This window comes from Pelomonas sp. Root1237 (assembly GCF_001425055.1).
In the GTDB taxonomy this organism is placed as follows: domain Bacteria; phylum Pseudomonadota; class Gammaproteobacteria; order Burkholderiales; family Burkholderiaceae_C; genus Pelomonas.
Genome location: NZ_LMDK01000001.1, coordinates 532,288 through 547,996, shown reverse-complemented (window position 1 = coordinate 547,996; position 15,709 = coordinate 532,288). Strand labels below are relative to the sequence as shown.

Genomic DNA, 15,709 nt, shown 5'->3' with positions numbered 1-15,709 from the left:
GCATGAAGCGCCGCCTCCTGCTCCTGCTGGTCCTGGTTGCGCCCTGGGCCACCGCCGCCCCACCCGCCGTGCAGCTCATCGTCGAGCTGCGCTGGGTGGATTCCAACCTGCCGCCCGCCGCACAGGCCGCCGTGCGCGACGGTGCGGTCGTGGTCGGCACGGCGGGCTCGATCTCGCCGCGCGGCGCCGGCATCGTCACCTCGACCGCGGCGCCAGCGCCCCAGCAGATCCAGCGCCTGAACGTGCTGAACGGCCGGCGCGGCACGCTGACGCTGACGACGCGCGAGCCGCTGCAATGGGTGGACACGGTGGTCGAACTCGACCCAACGTCGCGCACGCCGCAACGCGTCTACGCCAGCCCGCGAAGCGCCGAGCGCCGCTCGGTGCAGAGCTTCACCGTGACGCCCACCTGGCCCGGCGGCAAGGCGCCGGTGCAGGTCGCGTTCGACATCGACCAGGACGACCACGCCTTCCAGTCGACGCTGCAGCTGGCGCTGGACCGCTGGCAGACCGTCGCACGCAGCGGCACTGCGGCATCCCCCGCTCCCAAGGGCACCTTGAGCAGCGCGGATGCCGCCGGCCGGCCCGAGCGTGAACTGCAGCTGCGGGTGTCGCTTCAGCCTTGAGCCGAAGCCAGGGCGCCATTGATCTGCGGATAGGGCGCGGCGCCGTCGAACAGCTCAGCGCCAGCACCATGCTCAAGGAAGCCCGTCGCCGCACGCTGCGCCCGGCCCCAGGCCGCCTCGGCGATGGCGCTGCCGGCCGAAATGCGGCGCACACCCAGGCGCTGGAGTTCGTCAAGGCCCGGCAGCACCGGCCGCGCCATCACGTTCAACGGCAGGGGCTGGCCGCCCACCAGGGCCTCGATGTCTGCCACGGCCGTCACGCCAGGGGCAAACAGGCCATCGGCGCCCGCCGCTGCATAGTCGCGCGCCCGCAGCAGCACTTCCTCGACCGCCCGGCCGGGCGCCAGGTTCTTCAGCCAGACATCGCAACGCGCATTGATGAAGATATCGACACCGGCCCGCGCCGCGGCGGCCTTGATGGCCTCGATCTTGCGGCACAGCAGGGCGGGCGCTCCGGCACCGTCCTCGATGTTGATACCGGCGGCGCCGGCTTCGGCGAACTTCAGGATGTTGTCGGCCACCACCGCCGGGTCGTCGCTGTAGCCGGCCTCGCTGTCAGCCGACAGCGGCACGCGGGCGACGCGGGCGATGCGGCGCAGTGCCGCGGCATGCTCGTCGACCGGCAGGTGGTTGCCATCCGGGTAGCCCAGGGCCCAGGCCAGGCCGGCGCTGGTCGTGGCCAGGGCCGGCACGCCCAAGGCCTGGACCAGGACGGCGCTGCCGGCGTCCCAGACGTTGGCGATCTTCAGGAGCCCGGGGCCCTGGTGGAGCTGGCGGAAGTTCATGGTGTCTTTTGCGGGGTTGGCGAGATAGATTGGCGATGCTGCCGAGCCCCGCTGCCAGACCATGGCAGCAGGCCGGCGGCGGGTACATCGAGTAACAGGTGCCGCCAGACCGGCAATGTGCCAAGTCTTGCGCGTTTATGGTCACGTCTTGCGTGTAACGTCAATCCTTTGCAGAACTCCCCGCCTTTCCGACCATGAAGCTTGCCTTGATCGCCCACGACGGCAAAAAGGACGCCATGATCTCCCTGGTCGCCGACTTCCTGCCGCTGCTGCGCCGCTGCCAGCTGATGGCCACCGGCACCACGGGCACCCGGCTGAACGCAGCCCATGGCCTGACCATCGAGCGCATGCTCAGCGGCCCGATGGGCGGTGACCTGCAGATCGGCGCGCGGCTGGCGGTGGGCGACCTGGACGGCGTCATCTTCCTGCGCGACCCGATGACGCCCCAGCCGCACGAGCCCGACATCAACGCGCTGGTGCGCGCCTGCGACGTGCACGACGTGCCCTGCGCCACCAACGTGGCCACCGCGCGGCTGCTGCTGACGCGCTGGAGCGCTGCATGACGCCTGAGATGCCGTCGGCCCCATGAGCAGCCTCGACAGGCCCCTGAGCCGGCTGTCGCGGCGGCTGCGCATACGCACCCGCCTGGGCCTGGCCTTCGGTCTGCTGCTGCTGCTGCTGATGGGCCTCGCCGCCCTGTCGGTTTATCGCCTCACGGGGCTGTCGGATGCGCTGAACCGCATCGTCGACGACCAGGCCGTCATCCGCGACTCGGTCAACGAGATCAACCGCAATGCCGAGGCCGTCGCCCGCAAGCTGCTGGTGCTGATGAGCCCCGACGCCGAGCTGCGCGTGTCGGCCTACCCCGAGATCGCGTCGGCCAACAATCGGCTCGACGACGCCATGCAGCGTCTGGCCATGGTGCTGCCACTGGGGCCCCGCACCGATCGCCTGTCCGAGGTGCGCCTGCGGCTGGCCGACTACCGCGCCAGCTATGTCGACGTGCGCAACCTCATCGAGCGCGACGATTTCCAGGCCGCCCGCGCCCTGCTGGGCAGTGACACCGAATCGGCCCTGTCCCTCTTTGTCAGCGCCATCCACCAGCTCGCGGCCAGCGAGGAGCGTGCGGGCACGGCCCAGGCCCGTGAGCTGCGCGACCAGATCGACGTCGACCGCACCGGCGTGCTGGCCCTGTGCATCGGCGCCCTCGTCGCCGGGGCGCTGCTGGCGGTGGGCGTCACGCGCTCCATCGTCATCCCGCTCAAGCGCGCCGAGGACGGCGCCGAGCTGATCGCGCAGGGCCAGTACGGCCACCGCATCGAGGTGGACTCGGCCGACGAGCTCGGCCACATGGCCGCGGCGATGAACACCATGGCCGCCGCCGTCGGCGAGCGCGAGGCCGAGTTGCGCCGCCTGGCCGACATCGACCTGCTGACCGGCCTGCCCCAGCGCGCCCGCTTCATCGCCGACGGCGACCGGCTGCTGGCCAACCTGCCCGAGCGCGAGCAGCTGGCCGTGTTGATCTGCATCGACGTCGACCGGCTCAAGGCGGTCAACAGCGTGCTGGGCTTTGACGCGGGCGACGCGTTGCTGCGCGGTGCGGCAGCCAAGCTGGAGGGCCTGTTCGAAGGCGTCGCCGCCTACGGGCGTCTGGCCGGCGGCACCTTCGCGGCCCTCGCCCCCGTGGCACGGCTGGACCATGCCAACGCGCTGGCCGCCCAGTTGCGCGAAGAGGTCGAGCACAAGCTCAGCTGGCAGGGCCAGTCGCTGGACCTGTCGGTGTCGCTCGGCGTGGCCCATTGGCCGGAGCATGCCGCTGACACCGAGGCCCTGCTGCGCCGTGCCGAGCAGGCCATGTTCGAGGCCAAGCGCCTGCGCCAGGACGTTGCCGTCTTCAACCCCAGCGCCGAGGCCTCGCGCGCCCTGCACTTGAGCCTGCTGTCTGACCTGGCCACTGCCATCCAGCAGGACCAGCTGCGCCAGTTCCTGCAGCCCAAGCGCTGCTTGAAGACTGGCCGCATCACCGGCGCCGAGGCCCTGGTGCGCTGGCAGCACCCGCAGCGCGGCTGGCTGCCACCGGGCGACTTCATCCCGTTTGCCGAGCGCAGCGGCCGCATCCGCCAGATCACCGACTGGATGCTGGCTCGCGCCGTGCGCACCCTGGCAGCCTGGGAGGCCGAGGGCCGCGAGCCCATGAGCATTGCCGTCAACATCTCGACGCTGGACATCCAGGACCAGACCCTGCCGGCCCGCCTGGCCGCCCTGCTGGCCGAATACCGCGTCGACCCCGGCCAGCTGCAGCTGGAGGTCACCGAGACCGGCCTGATGTCCAGCGGCACCGATCCCATCGCCGTGCTGAACGCGTTGAAGGCCTGGGGCGTGAGCCTGGCCATCGACGACTTCGGCACCGGCCAGTCGTCGCTGGCCTATTTGCAGCACCTGCCGGTGGATGAACTCAAGATCGACCGCAGCTTCGTGCAGGACGTGGACGGCGACCCACGCCGCCAGGCCCTGCTGAAATCCATCGTCGGCGTGGGCCAGGGCCTGGGCCTCAAGGTGACCGCCGAAGGGGTGGAAAACGCCGCCGAACTGGACTGCATCACGGCCTGCGGCTGTGATCTCATCCAGGGCTATCTGCTGGCCCGGCCGATGGATCTGCCGGACTTTGAAGCCTGGTTGGGCCGAACAGGCTAAAATCCGCGCCTTTCGTCGCTGTTTTGCGTTTCGCCCCTGCTGTGGGCTTTTGTTTACGGAGCCATCATGGGCAACAAGATCATCACCGAAGCGGCTCGCCGCGCCACCCCCCGTCCCGAAGCCCCCAAGGGCGTGACCTTCACCGCCGGCAAGGGCCAGCTGAGCAGCCTGGAGCGCGGTTCGCACACCCGCTCCAAGAAGAACCCGGGCAAGCGCCCGCATTCGGGTTGATTGACGGGCTGATCGCCTGACGATCTTCCTCACACACAGGCCCTGCGGGGCCTGTTTGTTTTTGTTGTCGGCTAAATCCTGACCACCATGATCCGCATCACCGAACTCCGCCTGCCGCTCAGCCATACCGAAGACGCGTTGCGACCCGCCGTGCTGGCGCGGCTCAAGCTCGCCGACGCCGAGCTGGCCACCATCCAGGTGTTCCGCCGCGGCTATGACGCCCGCAAGCGCAGCGACATCCAACTGGTCTACACGCTGGACTGCGCGCTGGCTGAAGGCATCGACGAAGCCGCCTTGCTGGCGCGCTTTGCCGGCGACCACCAGATCCGGCCCACGCCCGACACGGGCTACCACTTCCTCGCCCAATTTGGAAAGGATCGGGGCGAGTACACCGGCCCACGCCCCGTCGTCGTCGGCTTCGGCCCCTGCGGCCTGTTCGCCGCGCTGATCCTGGCCCAGATGGGCCTGCGCCCCATCGTGCTGGAACGGGGCAAGGCCGTGCGCGAGCGGACGCAAGACACGTGGGGCCTGTGGCGCGAACAGAAGCTCCACCCCGAGAGCAATGTGCAGTTCGGCGAAGGCGGCGCCGGCACCTTCTCCGACGGCAAGCTCTACAGCCAGATCTCCGACCCACGCCACCTGACGCGCAAGGTGCTGACCGAATTCGTCAAGGCCGGCGCGCCCGACGAGATCCTGTTCGTCAGCAAGCCGCACATCGGCACTTTCCGCCTGGTCAGCATGATCATCAAGATGCGGGCCGACATCGAGGCGCTGGGCGGCGAGATCCGCTTCCAGCAGAAGATGACGGATCTGCTCATCGAGGATGGTGCCGTGCGCGGCGTGCAGCTGGAATCCGGCGAGCAGATTGACACGACCCACGTGGTGATCGCGCTGGGCCACAGCGCCCGCGACACCTTCCAGATGCTGCATGCCCGCGGCGTGCAGATGGAAGCCAAGCCCTTTTCCATCGGCTACCGCATCGAGCACCCGCAGAGCCTGGTTGACGCGGCCCGCTTCGGTGTCCACGCCGGCAACGAGATCCTCGGCGCGGCCGACTACAAGCTCGTCCACCACGCCAAGAACGGCCGCTCGGTCTACAGCTTCTGCATGTGCCCCGGCGGCACCGTGGTGGCTGCCACCAGCGAGCCTGACCGCGTCGTCACCAACGGCATGAGCCAGTACTCGCGCAACGAGCGCAACGCCAACGCCGGCATCGTCGTCGGCCTGCTGCCCGAGGACTACCGCCAGGACGGCAAGCGCGACGGCAGCCCCGTGAACCCGCTGGACGGCATGGCCTTCCAACGTATCTGGGAAAGCCGCGCCTATGAGCTGGGCGGCGGCGGCTACCTGGCGCCGGGCTCGCTGGTGGGGGACTTCGTCAAGCGCCAGGTCAGCAAGGAATTCGGTGACGTGGCACCGAGCTACAAGCCGGGCGTGACGTTGACCGACCTGCAGCAAAAGGGCCGCGGCTCGCTGCCGTCGTATGCCCTGGAAGCCATCCGCGAAGCCCTGCCGGCGTTTGCACGCCAGATCCGTGGCTTTGATCGGCCGGATGCGGTGCTGACGGGTGTCGAGACGCGCACGTCATCCCCGCTGCGCATCAACCGCGGGCGGGACTACCAGAGCGTCAATGTGCGCGGGCTGTTTCCGGCAGGTGAAGGCGCGGGGTATGCGGGCGGCATCATGAGCGCCGGCGTGGACGGCATCGAGGTCGCCGAGGCGCTGGCGGCGGATCTGCTGGGCATGTCGGACGCGCCGGTGCTGCAGGGCAAGGGGGCGAAGGCAGGCGGGCAGGTTTGAGGAGACCGCCAGACGGCTCGATCAGCGCGATTTCGCCTTCACAGTGCGGCCTCGCATGGCGCTCGCCAACAGCAGGCCGCCAGCCGCCAGCAGCAGCGCAGAGGCAGGCTCGGGCACAGGCGCGGCGACCATGTTCCAGGTGCCAACCGAAGGGCCCAAGCCGAAGTTGAAGGGGTCGGTGGTGGTGTCCATGCCCCATCGCAACAGGCCGGAACTTCCCGCGGCGGCAAACTGACTACCGTCGGTCAGCGTCCACAGCATCGAGCCGGACAAGGGAGCCCCAACCGGCAGCGCCGGGAAGGGATTGGGCGCGCCAGGCAGGCTCATGCCGAAATAGACGACGTTGTCCCGCGGCGTTCCATAGCCGGTGCCCGCGTCATGGGCGAAGTTAATGGACACGTTGCCGACCTTGAAGTCGTTCTGCCACAGCAGCCAGCTGTTGACCAGATGGGCCGGGTTCACGGCGAACAGGTCATAGACGAAGAGCGCATGGTTTTCGCCGAGCGCTGGCGTGCCGGCATCGATGAAGCCCGAGCCGGTAACGAGCACGTGGGTGGCGTCGACGCGCTGGATGTCCAGGTGGACGGCGGCCTGGGCCGAGCCGCAGGCAGCGAACAAGCCAGCCATCAAGCCAGCCAGCGAGGCGCTTCGGGCGCGAGCAGGAGCGGTCATCAATTCCTCCCTGGACGATGCTGTCCAGTTGACAAGGGGCGCATCCTAAAGTGGGCCTGCAGCGGCCTGGCCGGGACAAACCCGAAAGCCCCTGCAATGAAGGGATGCCTGCCCTCAATGCTCGGGAATGCGCTCACGCCAGAGCGCCGCTAGCCGCGGCTCCTCGTCGACGCGCCGAATTGCCGCGGTCATCGCTGGCGCCACCTCATAGAACCGCTCTCGCCACGGCCCGAAGCGGGAGATGACGGCGACGTAGAGGTCCAGCACGGTCAGCTCTTCGCCTAGCAGATAGCGTCCAGGCGTCAGCTGCCGGTCCATGTTGGACCAGCAGAAGGCGATGCGCTCATGCACTGCATGGATGACGGCGTCTCGCGAGCTTTCGGGCGCACCGATGCGCTTCACGTCAGGCTTGATCCAGTGCAGCGAATAGATGGCCGACGACACGTACAGCATCCAGCGCAGGAACTGTCGGCGCAGCGGGTCGCTGGGCGAGGGAGCCAGCCGCGCCTCGGGATGCAGGTCGGCCAGGTAGATCAGGATGGCTGCGCTCTCGGTCATGACCTCGCCATCGGGCAGCAGCAGCGTCGGGATCTGCCGCATGGGGTTGGTCGGCGCGACGCGCTCGCGGGCCGAGGACTCGGCCCAGGTGGCCCCCTCAATCAGCGTGTAGGACAGCCCGAGCAGCGTCAATGCGGCTTCGACAGCGACGGAGCCGGAGGCCGCGGCGCCATACAGCGTCAGCCCAGATGTTTCGATGGCGCTCATGTCGTCTCGCCTCCACGCTGTTGCCGGCGCGCGATCTCTTCCGCCCGTTGCGCGTAAAGCCGCAACGCCACCGTCTCGAAATCGCCGATCAACCAACGTGCCAAGGGCTCGGCATACCAGTTGAACTGCGTGCTGACACGGTAGCTCATGGCCACCTTCAGCCGCGTGCCGGCCCCCTCGGGCTCCAGCGTGTAGACGGTGTCGACCAGATCGAAATGGCGCCCCCCGATGCGGACATGGTCGTCCATCGCGCGCGGCGGAAAGGAGTCGGCCGTGAAGCGGTAGGTCCAGCGCACGCGGCGCGCCGGCTGCAAGTCCGTCGAGACCTGGTCGAAACGGATGCCCCGACCCATCTCGACGTGGCGCACCAGCGTCCCGCCGTCCTGCCGCGTCACACCGGACACGGGCGGTGGCACACCGATGCGGTACATCCAGCCGTCCTTCATCTCATCGGGCCGGATGACCGGCATGTCCATCAATTGCTTCCAGGCCTGCTCGGGCGCCGCCGCGATCAGGCGCTCGTGCTGCAGGCTGCCAAAGCGGTCCGGCAATGACATGGGCGCTTCAACGGCGGCCATCAGCAACGGCAGGATTGCCACTGCGCCCACGCTCGACTTGGGCCAGTTCATGGTGTGGCACACCCAACCCATGGCCAAGCCGCCCAAGCCGCCGATCAGCGCCAGCAAAGGCACGATCAGGATGGCGCAGATCAGACCCTCCAGCAGGATGGCCAGCGTGCCCAGCATCAGGAAGACATTGGCCAGAAAGCCCGCTCGGAAGTGGTAGCCCGCCGTTCTGCGCTCGCTGCGTTCCGCCACATAGACGGTCACTGCGCCCACGGCGAAGGGCACGATGACGATGAAGCTGAACATCATGGGATAGAGGCCGAAAGGAAGGCGGGCCTCGGCCAGGAGGCGTACCGCCAAGCCGAACAGGACGCCAGCGACCACCGGCCACGCGCGGGAAAACGGCAGCTTGGTCCTAGGTCGTCCGGGTTGGACTCTGGCCCATTCAGGCAAGGGAGGCAGGGCGTCCATCGGTCGAAGTTTCCAAGATTGAGCTGGGGGCGGCTTGAAGCAGGGTCGCGCCGGGGCGCTGCAGGCGCCAGACCAGCCCGCACCTCGCCAACGCGAGCAACAACCACCAGCCCGGATCCCACTCGCCCGACCGCACACCCAGGCGGGCCGAGCCGGGGTCGGCATGGTGGTTGTTATGCCAGCACTCGCCCATCGTGATCAGCGACAGCCATGGCAGGTTGCGACCCTGCACGGCCACGCCCGGCAGCAACACCGGCTGGCGGCCATGGTTGTGGGCGAAGTAGCCGATCAGCCAGTGCCCCAGCACGCAGGCCGACACGCGCGCACACAAGCCCCACCACACGAAGCCCCAACCGCCGAGCACCCACAGCGGCAGCGCCGTCAGCAGCACTTGCAGCATCCACGTGCGCTCCAGCCAACGCAGCACGGCGTCTTGCAGCAGGCCACGCGGGTCGCCCAGCGGCGGCGGGTCTTCGAGCACCAGGTCGCAGTGCAACTGCCACCAGGCATCCTTCCAGAACGGCTGGCCGTGGCGCAGATAGGGGTGGCAATCGGACCGGCGCTGGGCCAGGTCGCGCAAGTCATGCTGGCGCTTCAGGCCGAGTGGCCCGGCCAGGCCCACCTGCACACCCCACCACACCAGGACCATCTCCAGCCAGCGCGGGCAGCCAAAGCTGTCGTGGATCAGCTTGCGATGGCTGCCCAGCGTGTGGCCCAGCAGCAGCGTCAGCAGCGTGAGCCCGACGAACAGCGTGAACGTCGCCACGCCCAAGGTGGGAATGCCGCCAGCGACGGCTCCGATCAGCATGGCGACCAGCCAGAGCGACTTGACCGGCGCGTAACGCATGCGCCCGGTCATCACGTCGCCCCGCATCGGCTCAGGCATCGAGCATCTCGATCAACTCCTTCGCAAACGCCAGCGCTTCCTCTGGCGTCTCGAAGTGCATCTCGTTGTTGAGTTCGACGACCTCGCCGTCTGGCCCCTTGTGCACGACCGCCCAGCCCACCGCGCCGCCGTCGATGGCGAGCACGCCGAATTGCCCGGGGTCGAGATCCCGGGCGCTGCCGCCGGTGATGACGATGTCGCGGCCGAGGTGGGAGTGGTAGCGTCTCATCCCTCAATTCTCCCGGAGCAGGCGATGAAGGCAGTGTGGAACGGCGTAACCATCGCCGAGAGCGACGATACGGTGGTCGTCGAAGGCAACCACTACTTTCCGGCCGAAGCGCTGAAGAAGGAATACACGACCTTCTCCAACCACCGCAGCGGCTGCCCCTGGAAGGGCCAGGCGCAGTACCTGAGCCTGTTCGTCAACGGCGAGATGAACCCGGATGCGGTCTGGTACTACGCCGACCCGCTGCCCGCCGCAGCCGAGATCAAGGGCCGCTACGCCTTCTGGAAGGGCGTCAAGGTTTCGGAGTAAATCCGTCGGGCCACAGCGCCCACAGCCGCAGCGCCTGCTTGGTGCGGCCGGCCTGCAGCGCGGCGTCTTCACCCCAGCCCCAGAACAGGTCGGCGCGCACGGCGCCCTGGATGGCGCTGCCGGTGTCCTGGGCCAGCACGAGGCGCCGCAGCGGTGTCGTCGACAACGGCGCGGTGCTGTCCAGCCACAGCGGCGTGCCCAGCGCGATGTAGCTGCGGTCGATGGCGACGGAACGGCCCGGCGTCAGCGGCACGCCTTGGGCGCCGCGCGGGCCCTGGTTCACATCGGGCAGGGGCTCCTCGCGGAAGTAGACGACGCGCGGGTTGACGGCCAGCGCGTCGCGCACCTTGGCCGGGTTGCGGCGCGCCCAGTCGCTCAGGGTTCGTGGTGTCGCGTCGCCCACCTCGCCACGGTCCAGCAGCACGCGCGCGACAGACTGGAAGGGCTGATCGTTGTGGCCCGCGTAGGCGACGCGGCTGATGCGCTCGGCGCCAGCCGCATCACGCACGACGAGACGGCCCGAGCCCTGGATCTGGATTTGCAGCAGCGCAAAAGGGTCGTCGACATAGGCCAGCTCCAGCGCCGTGAAGCGCGGATGGGTGTCGATGTCGCGGCGCGGCGTGCGACGCAGCGCGGCATCGGCGGGCAGCGCATGCAGCGCCCACTGGAAGGCGCCCTGGCGCGTACGGCTGGCCGCGAGCTGGGGCTCGAAATAGCCCGTCAGCAGCCCAGTCGTCTCGCCGCCTTCGCCCTGCAGCCGCCAGGGGCGCAGATGCTTCATCAGGAACAGCGTGGCCTCCAGCGGGTCGGCGGGCGCCTGCAGCGCGGCGCGGGCACAGAACTCCGCCCAGCCGGGCGCGGGGCGCTGGCAGCTGGCCAGCAGAGCCGGCCAGGCGGCCAGCAGGTCGTCGCCGCCCCAGCCGGGCAGGTCCTTCCAGTCGGCGGCCACCCAGCGCTGCGACGCCGGCCGCGGCGTGGCCGGCACGGTCGGTGCGGGCTCAGGCGGCTGCAGCGGCGGAGATGAGCAGGCAGCGAGGCTTCCTAGAATGATGGCCAGCCCTCCACGCGCCCACCACCCCATGCTGCTCCTCGCCCTCGAAGCCCTTGGCGCGCTCGCGATCTTTGTCTTCATCATCTGGTGGACCATGTTCTCGGGCCGCAAGAAGGGCGAGCGGCGCGAGGACTAACTCCTCGCGATCAGGAAGCTCAAGGGCTGGCGCCGCAGCCGCGCGCGGATGGCGGCATAGACGCGCTTGCGGTCGGCCAGGCGCACGCCGCGTGAGCGCATCGCCACCTTGAAGGCGCAGAAGAAGCTGACGCCGACATTGAGCATGCCGATGCCGGCAATGCACAGCACGCAGGACCAGAAGGCCCAGGTCGTCATGACGCCGACACCGAGCGCCCCCACGGCGGCGGCGAGCTGGCCGGTGGACAACGTCACGTGGCGCACCTCCAGGCCCAGGCCGACGAAGCCGAACAGCGCCGGCGCCAGGCCCAGCATCAGGCCCAGGCTGATGTTGGCCGTCAGGCCGGAGATGTTGGCCCGCCACCAGTGCGACCAGCGCTGCGCGCGCGTCTGACCCAGCGTCGCGACGATGCGCGGGTTCCAGGCGATGGCGCTGTCCAGGCGGTGGAAGACGAACCAGTTCTCCACCCAGCCGGCGATCATGCTGGACGCGAACAGCAGCGTGCCGGTGAAGGCGGCAAACAGCAGCGAGGGGCCGAACAGGCTCAGCGAATGCAGCACGTATTCGGCATCCCGCACGCCCACCAGCGGCGCACCGAAGGCCAGCCAGCACAGGCCCTGCACCGCCAGCACCAGCGGCGCCACGACGGTGAGGTTGCCGATGATGCCGGCCACTTGTGAACGCACGAGATGGGTCACTTCGTCGACGAAACCGACGATGGCGTCGTCGCGGTCGATGTGCAGCAGCTTGTCGGCCATGGCCGGGGCCGTCATCGCCGGCTGCTTGGTGGCCACCGTCCAGTGCAGCAGGTGGATGAGGACGAAGCACAGCGCGTAGTTCACACCGGCCCAGAAGCCGCCCCAGAAGGCCGTGAAGCCGAGCAGGGCGATGCCGAACTTCAGGAAGGTGGTGCCGGCCAAAACAGCGCCGCCACCGGCTGCGCGACGCAGCATGTCGCGGTATTCCTCGCGGCTGCGGGTGATGTAGTGCTCGCCCGTCTCGGCGCTGCGCTCGGCCACCTTGCGCGCCATCAGCGAGTAGTGGCGCGCGAACAGCGTGCGCAGGCTGCGCCGCTCGTGCACGACGCGCACCAGGCCCGACACCAGGCGCAGCAGCTCGCGCTGGGGTTCGTGGGACAGCAGGCAGGCCAGCAGCGCATCGATGCGGTCCAGCCGCGCGGTGAGCTGCTCGACGGAGAACATCAGATCCACCGACACGCCATGCACTTCCAGATGCTCGGGCACCGTCAGCGCAGCAGCGCGGCAGCGGTCCAGCAACGCGTGCAGGTATTGCATGGCCGACCCCAGTGCGGCCCCATCGTCATCGGCGCCGGCCAGCGCGCGCTCGACGGCCGCCCAGGCGGCGGGCAGCTGGTGGAAGGGTTTGTCCTGCACCAACTCCGCATCCATGCGCACCCGCAGCGGGCCGGCCAGGCCGGCGGCATGCACGCTGCTGACCAGCACGGTGATCGCGGCGTTGGCCTCGACGCGCCAGCCGTCGTCGGGCGTGGCGGCAAACAGCAGGCCCAATCGCGCCAGCAGCTCATCGTCGATGGCGGCGATCCAGTCCTCGTCGGCCTCGTCGGGGAAGAGCAGTTCGAACAGCGCCGCGAGGTCGCGCGTGTCGGTCGTGGCCGGCAACAGGCGGCGGCGCAGCCGGCCCAGGAATTCATGCCACAGCGCCATGCGCGGCGCGAAGCCCACTTCGGCGAAAAGCGCCACCGCATCGACGTCGTTCCAGACGCCGCCGATGACATTGGCAAACGCCCAGGCGTGCTCGGGGTGGCGCTCCAGCACATTGAGCAGGTGCTTCAGGCGCACGATGGGCAGCGGCGTGCCCGATGAGGCCTCTTCACGCGGCGCGTGCCGCAGCCATTCCAGCAGGCGCACCAGCCACAGATTGCGCTCGGCGAGCGCGGCCTGCGGGTCGGCCGCGTTCAGGAGAGCTGTGAGATCCCAGGTCAATGCAGAGAAGCGCTGTCGGCGAGCAGGAATTCGTCGACCTCGGTGTGGAAGATCTCGCAGCCCTCGGTCACGCACAGGAAACGCCCGCGCATCGTGCCCTGGGGGGTGCCGATCTGGGCCCAGGAGCTGTACTGGAAGCTCTGGCCTGGGGCGAGCACGGGCTGGTGGCCGACGACGGCCAGGCCGTCGACGACCTGCATCTGGCCACGCGCGTCCGTGATCTCCCAGTGCCTGCCAATGAGCTGGGACAGCACATCGCCGGTGTTCTCGATCGTGATCGTGTAGCTGAAGGCGTACAGGCTTTGCTCGAGATGGGTCTGCTCGGGCAGGGTCTGCACGGTGACGCTGCAACTGAAACGGGGGTTGGCCATCGGGTGATTGTCCGTCTCGGGGGCTATGCTCGCCGCATGTTCTTCGGGGTGTGTGATCCTAAGTGCTGCGCCGGCTCTGGTTGTTGAGTGCGCTGCTGAGCCTGGCGGCGCCGGCCCAGGAGCTGACGCTGCGCACGGTCCAGCAGGCCAGCTCGACAGTGAAGTACGACCCCGATGGTGGCCCGCTCAAACCCGGGCTCTGCCTGGAAATCCTGCACGCCGTCGAGCGGCAGGACGCAGGCCTGCACTTCACGGGGCTGGACCAGCAGGTGCCGCTCAAGCGTGTGGAACGCCTGCTGGCCGACGGCCTCATTGATGCCTTCTTCTGCCTGCTGAAGTCGCCCGAGCGCGAGAAGCAATGGCGTTATGCGCCGGTGGCGCTGTATATCGTCCGCCACGTGGTCGTGCAGCGCGCCGACGACCCGCGCAACCCCGATTCCCTGGCCCAACTGGCCGCCTTGAGCCGCCGCAAGCCGGTGCTGGTCATGCGTGGCACGGCGCTGGCGCGCCGGCTGGTGGCGGCCAATGTGGCTGTCGCCGAGGTGAGCTCCGAGCGCGAGGCCCTGCAGATGCTGGTCATGGGCCGCGCCGACGCCATCTACGGCCAGGACATCAACCTGCAGCGCCATGTGGCACAGAGCAAGCTGGGCGACAAGCTCAGGTTCGGCCGCACCGTCTTCCAGGAGGAGCCGCAGTTCCTCGCGCTGCGCGCCGACCTGCCGGCCGCCCATGAGGAACGCCTGACCCAGGCGCTGCGCAAGCTGGAGAAGGATGGCACGCTGCGCCAACTCGCTGACAAATACCGATGAAACCCCTCTTCCTGCCCCCTGATGGCCGCCCACGCTGCGCCTGGTGCGCCGCCGCGCCCGGCGACGAGACCTATCTGCGCTATCACGACGAGGAATGGGGCCGGCCCGTGGCCGACGACTTCCGCCTGTTCGAGAAGCTGTGCCTGGAGGGCTTCCAGAGCGGCCTGTCGTGGCGAACCATCCTGAACAAGCGCGAGGCCTTTCGCGCCGCCTTTGCGGGTTTCGACTACAACCAGGTCGCCAAGTTTGGCGAGAAGGACGCGAACCGCCTGCTAGCCAACGCCGGCATCGTGCGCCACCGCGGCAAGATCGAGGCGGCCATCCACAACGCCGGGCGCTGCGTGGAGCTGGTGGCTGCAGAAGGCTCGCTGGCCGCCTATCTGTGGCGCTTCGAGCCGCCCAAGAACTCGGTGGCTCACAACCTGGCCACCTCGGCGCCCTCCGAAGCCTTGTCCAAGGATCTGAAGAAGCGCGGCTGGAAATTCGTCGGCCCGACCACCATGCATGCGCTGATCCAGGCCATGGGGCTGATCAACGACCACCAGCCCGGCTGCCATCACTGGGCCGAGGCGCAGAAGGCGCGCGACAGCTTCAAGCGGCCGGGCCGCTGAAGCGGGGGCAAGCGGGCTGCCTAGAATCCCCCGCTATGCCCGCCGCACCGCAATACCGCATCGCCCCCAGCCTGCTGTCCGCCGACTTCGCCCGCCTGGGCGACGAAGTGAAGAACGTGCTCGCCGCCGGCGCCGACTGGATCCACTTCGACGTGATGGACAACCATTACGTGCCCAACCTGACCTTCGGGCCGATGGTGTGCGAGGCGCTGCGCAAGCATGCCGTGAAGCCCGACGGCACGCCGGCCGTCATCGATGTGCACCTGATGGTGCAACCGGTCGACAGCCTGGCCCAGGCCTTCTGCCGCGCCGGCGCCGACGTGGTGACCTTCCACCCCGAGGCCAGCGCCCACGTGGACCGCACGCTGCAGCTCATCAAGGCCGAGGGCAAGCAGGCCGGCCTGGTGTTCAACCCGGGCACGCCGCTGGACGTGCTGGAGTGGGTCATCGACAAGGTCGATGTGATCCTGCTGATGAGCGTCAACCCCGGCTTTGGCGGCCAGAGCTTCATCCCGTCGGCATTGAAGAAACTACAGAAGGCGCGCGAGATCATCAGCGCCAGCGGCCGGGACATCCGCCTGGAGATCGACGGCGGCGTCAAGGTCGACAACATCCGCGAGATCGCCGCGGCGGGCGCCGACACCTTCGTCGCCGGCTCGGCCATCTTCGGCAAGCCCGACTACAAGGCCGTCGTCGACGCGATGCGCACGGAACTTGCGAGATCGTGAGCCCCTCG

18 protein-coding genes are annotated in these 15,709 nt (G+C 68.8%); 9 read left to right on the top strand and 9 right to left on the bottom strand.

The features are described from left to right. The first annotated feature begins 2 nt into the window (after window positions 1-2). Window positions 3-626, top strand: a complete 624-nt coding sequence (locus ASC91_RS02520; RefSeq protein ID WP_056191748.1) for a hypothetical protein — start codon at window positions 3-5, stop codon at window positions 624-626. Here the strand turns inward: ASC91_RS02520 and ASC91_RS02515 are convergent. Further along, complete coding sequence (locus tag ASC91_RS02515) at window positions 617-1,411, bottom strand: isocitrate lyase/phosphoenolpyruvate mutase family protein (RefSeq protein WP_056191746.1); 795 nt, start codon at window positions 1,409-1,411, stop codon at window positions 617-619. The genes ASC91_RS02520 and ASC91_RS02515 overlap by 10 nt on opposite strands. Before the next feature lie 194 nt (window positions 1,412-1,605). Between ASC91_RS02515 and ASC91_RS02510 the strand changes: the two genes are divergently transcribed. From ASC91_RS02510 to ASC91_RS02500, 4 genes are all read left to right on the top strand, one after another. Continuing rightward, window positions 1,606-1,974, top strand: a complete 369-nt coding sequence (locus ASC91_RS02510; protein ID WP_056191744.1) for a methylglyoxal synthase — start codon at window positions 1,606-1,608, stop codon at window positions 1,972-1,974. 22 nt (window positions 1,975-1,996) lie between these two features. Further along, window positions 1,997-4,105: a bifunctional diguanylate cyclase/phosphodiesterase gene (locus ASC91_RS02505; protein ID WP_056191742.1), complete on the top strand. Its 2,109-nt coding sequence runs from the start codon at window positions 1,997-1,999 to the stop codon at window positions 4,103-4,105. 66 nt (window positions 4,106-4,171) lie between these two features. Further along, window positions 4,172-4,336 carry a hypothetical protein gene (locus ASC91_RS29920; protein WP_200955205.1) on the top strand — a complete coding sequence of 55 codons (165 nt, stop codon included), beginning with the start codon at window positions 4,172-4,174 and terminating at the stop codon, window positions 4,334-4,336. A gap of 87 nt (window positions 4,337-4,423) precedes the next feature. Continuing rightward, a complete protein-coding gene (locus ASC91_RS02500; protein ID WP_056191740.1) occupies window positions 4,424-6,136 on the top strand; it encodes an NAD(P)/FAD-dependent oxidoreductase in 1,713 nt (570 codons plus the stop codon). Between the two features lie 21 nt (window positions 6,137-6,157). On the opposite strand, the gene ASC91_RS02495 is transcribed toward ASC91_RS02500, so the two are convergent. The 5 genes from ASC91_RS02495 to ASC91_RS02475 all read right to left on the bottom strand — a co-directional run bounded on the left by ASC91_RS02495 (window position 6,158) and on the right by ASC91_RS02475 (window position 9,725). After that, window positions 6,158-6,808 carry a PEP-CTERM sorting domain-containing protein gene (locus ASC91_RS02495; RefSeq protein WP_157281041.1) on the bottom strand — a complete coding sequence of 217 codons (651 nt, stop codon included), beginning with the start codon at window positions 6,806-6,808 and terminating at the stop codon, window positions 6,158-6,160. Between the two features lie 114 nt (window positions 6,809-6,922). Beyond that, window positions 6,923-7,573: a glutathione S-transferase family protein gene (locus ASC91_RS02490; RefSeq protein WP_056191736.1), complete on the bottom strand. Its 651-nt coding sequence runs from the start codon at window positions 7,571-7,573 to the stop codon at window positions 6,923-6,925. Continuing rightward, complete coding sequence (locus tag ASC91_RS02485) at window positions 7,570-8,499, bottom strand: SRPBCC family protein (protein WP_162247726.1); 930 nt, start codon at window positions 8,497-8,499, stop codon at window positions 7,570-7,572. Before ASC91_RS02485 ends, ASC91_RS02490 begins: the two co-directional genes overlap by 4 nt. 85 nt (window positions 8,500-8,584) lie before the next feature. After that, window positions 8,585-9,496 (bottom strand): fatty acid desaturase, encoded by a 912-nt coding sequence (locus ASC91_RS02480; RefSeq protein WP_082532355.1) that lies wholly within the window; start codon window positions 9,494-9,496, stop codon window positions 8,585-8,587. Further along, window positions 9,489-9,725: a hypothetical protein gene (locus ASC91_RS02475; protein WP_056191730.1), complete on the bottom strand. Its 237-nt coding sequence runs from the start codon at window positions 9,723-9,725 to the stop codon at window positions 9,489-9,491. Before ASC91_RS02475 ends, ASC91_RS02480 begins: the two co-directional genes overlap by 8 nt. A gap of 24 nt (window positions 9,726-9,749) precedes the next feature. On the opposite strand from ASC91_RS02475, the gene ASC91_RS02470 reads away from it, so the two are divergent. After that, entirely contained in the window at window positions 9,750-10,031 is a 282-nt protein-coding gene (locus tag ASC91_RS02470) for a DUF427 domain-containing protein (RefSeq protein WP_056191728.1), read from the top strand. On the opposite strand, the gene ASC91_RS02465 is transcribed toward ASC91_RS02470, so the two are convergent. The 3 genes from ASC91_RS02465 to apaG all read right to left on the bottom strand — a co-directional run bounded on the left by ASC91_RS02465 (window position 10,015) and on the right by apaG (window position 13,553). Next, complete coding sequence (locus ASC91_RS02465; RefSeq protein WP_235531786.1) at window positions 10,015-11,016, bottom strand: murein transglycosylase A; 1,002 nt, start codon at window positions 11,014-11,016, stop codon at window positions 10,015-10,017. The two genes, ASC91_RS02470 and ASC91_RS02465, sit on opposite strands and share 17 nt — an antisense overlap. Window positions 11,017-11,214: 198 nt before the next feature. After that, window positions 11,215-13,182, bottom strand: a complete 1,968-nt coding sequence (locus ASC91_RS02460) for a site-specific recombinase (protein WP_235531784.1) — start codon at window positions 13,180-13,182, stop codon at window positions 11,215-11,217. Continuing rightward, a complete protein-coding gene (apaG, locus tag ASC91_RS02455; RefSeq protein ID WP_056192606.1) occupies window positions 13,179-13,553 on the bottom strand; it encodes a Co2+/Mg2+ efflux protein ApaG in 375 nt (124 codons plus the stop codon). The genes ASC91_RS02460 and apaG overlap by 4 nt, the downstream gene beginning before the upstream one ends. 83 nt (window positions 13,554-13,636) lie before the next feature. Between apaG and ASC91_RS02450 the strand changes: the two genes are divergently transcribed. The 3 genes from ASC91_RS02450 to rpe are packed head-to-tail and all read left to right on the top strand — an operon-like array spanning window position 13,637 to window position 15,701. Beyond that, window positions 13,637-14,362, top strand: coding sequence for an ABC transporter substrate-binding protein (locus ASC91_RS02450; protein ID WP_162247725.1), 726 nt, complete (start codon window positions 13,637-13,639; stop codon window positions 14,360-14,362). Then, window positions 14,359-14,973, top strand: coding sequence for a DNA-3-methyladenine glycosylase I (locus ASC91_RS02445; RefSeq protein WP_056191722.1), 615 nt, complete (start codon window positions 14,359-14,361; stop codon window positions 14,971-14,973). The genes ASC91_RS02450 and ASC91_RS02445 overlap by 4 nt, the downstream gene beginning before the upstream one ends. 35 nt (window positions 14,974-15,008) lie before the next feature. Next, window positions 15,009-15,701, top strand: a complete 693-nt coding sequence (gene rpe / locus ASC91_RS02440) for a ribulose-phosphate 3-epimerase (RefSeq protein WP_056191720.1) — start codon at window positions 15,009-15,011, stop codon at window positions 15,699-15,701. Window positions 15,702-15,709 lie beyond the last annotated feature (8 nt).

Excerpts from the sequence above, each read along its gene's own strand:
- ASC91_RS02520 (WP_056191748.1), top strand. The coding sequence starts at position 3 with ATGAAGCGCCGCCTCCTGCTCCTGCTGGTCCTGGTTGCGCCCTGGGCC.
- ASC91_RS02515 (WP_056191746.1), bottom strand. The coding sequence starts at position 1,411 with ATGAACTTCCGCCAGCTCCACCAGGGCCCCGGGCTCCTGAAGATCGCC.
- ASC91_RS02510 (WP_056191744.1), top strand. The coding sequence starts at position 1,606 with ATGAAGCTTGCCTTGATCGCCCACGACGGCAAAAAGGACGCCATGATC.
- ASC91_RS02505 (WP_056191742.1), top strand. The coding sequence starts at position 1,997 with ATGAGCAGCCTCGACAGGCCCCTGAGCCGGCTGTCGCGGCGGCTGCGC.
- ASC91_RS29920 (WP_200955205.1), top strand. The coding sequence starts at position 4,172 with ATGGGCAACAAGATCATCACCGAAGCGGCTCGCCGCGCCACCCCCCGT.
- ASC91_RS02500 (WP_056191740.1), top strand. The coding sequence starts at position 4,424 with ATGATCCGCATCACCGAACTCCGCCTGCCGCTCAGCCATACCGAAGAC.
- ASC91_RS02495 (WP_157281041.1), bottom strand. The coding sequence starts at position 6,808 with ATGACCGCTCCTGCTCGCGCCCGAAGCGCCTCGCTGGCTGGCTTGATG.
- ASC91_RS02490 (WP_056191736.1), bottom strand. The coding sequence starts at position 7,573 with ATGAGCGCCATCGAAACATCTGGGCTGACGCTGTATGGCGCCGCGGCC.
- ASC91_RS02480 (WP_082532355.1), bottom strand. The coding sequence starts at position 9,496 with ATGCCTGAGCCGATGCGGGGCGACGTGATGACCGGGCGCATGCGTTAC.
- ASC91_RS02475 (WP_056191730.1), bottom strand. The coding sequence starts at position 9,725 with ATGAGACGCTACCACTCCCACCTCGGCCGCGACATCGTCATCACCGGC.
- ASC91_RS02470 (WP_056191728.1), top strand. The coding sequence starts at position 9,750 with ATGAAGGCAGTGTGGAACGGCGTAACCATCGCCGAGAGCGACGATACG.
- apaG (WP_056192606.1), bottom strand. The coding sequence starts at position 13,553 with ATGGCCAACCCCCGTTTCAGTTGCAGCGTCACCGTGCAGACCCTGCCC.
- ASC91_RS02445 (WP_056191722.1), top strand. The coding sequence starts at position 14,359 with ATGAAACCCCTCTTCCTGCCCCCTGATGGCCGCCCACGCTGCGCCTGG.
- rpe (WP_056191720.1), top strand. The coding sequence starts at position 15,009 with ATGCCCGCCGCACCGCAATACCGCATCGCCCCCAGCCTGCTGTCCGCC.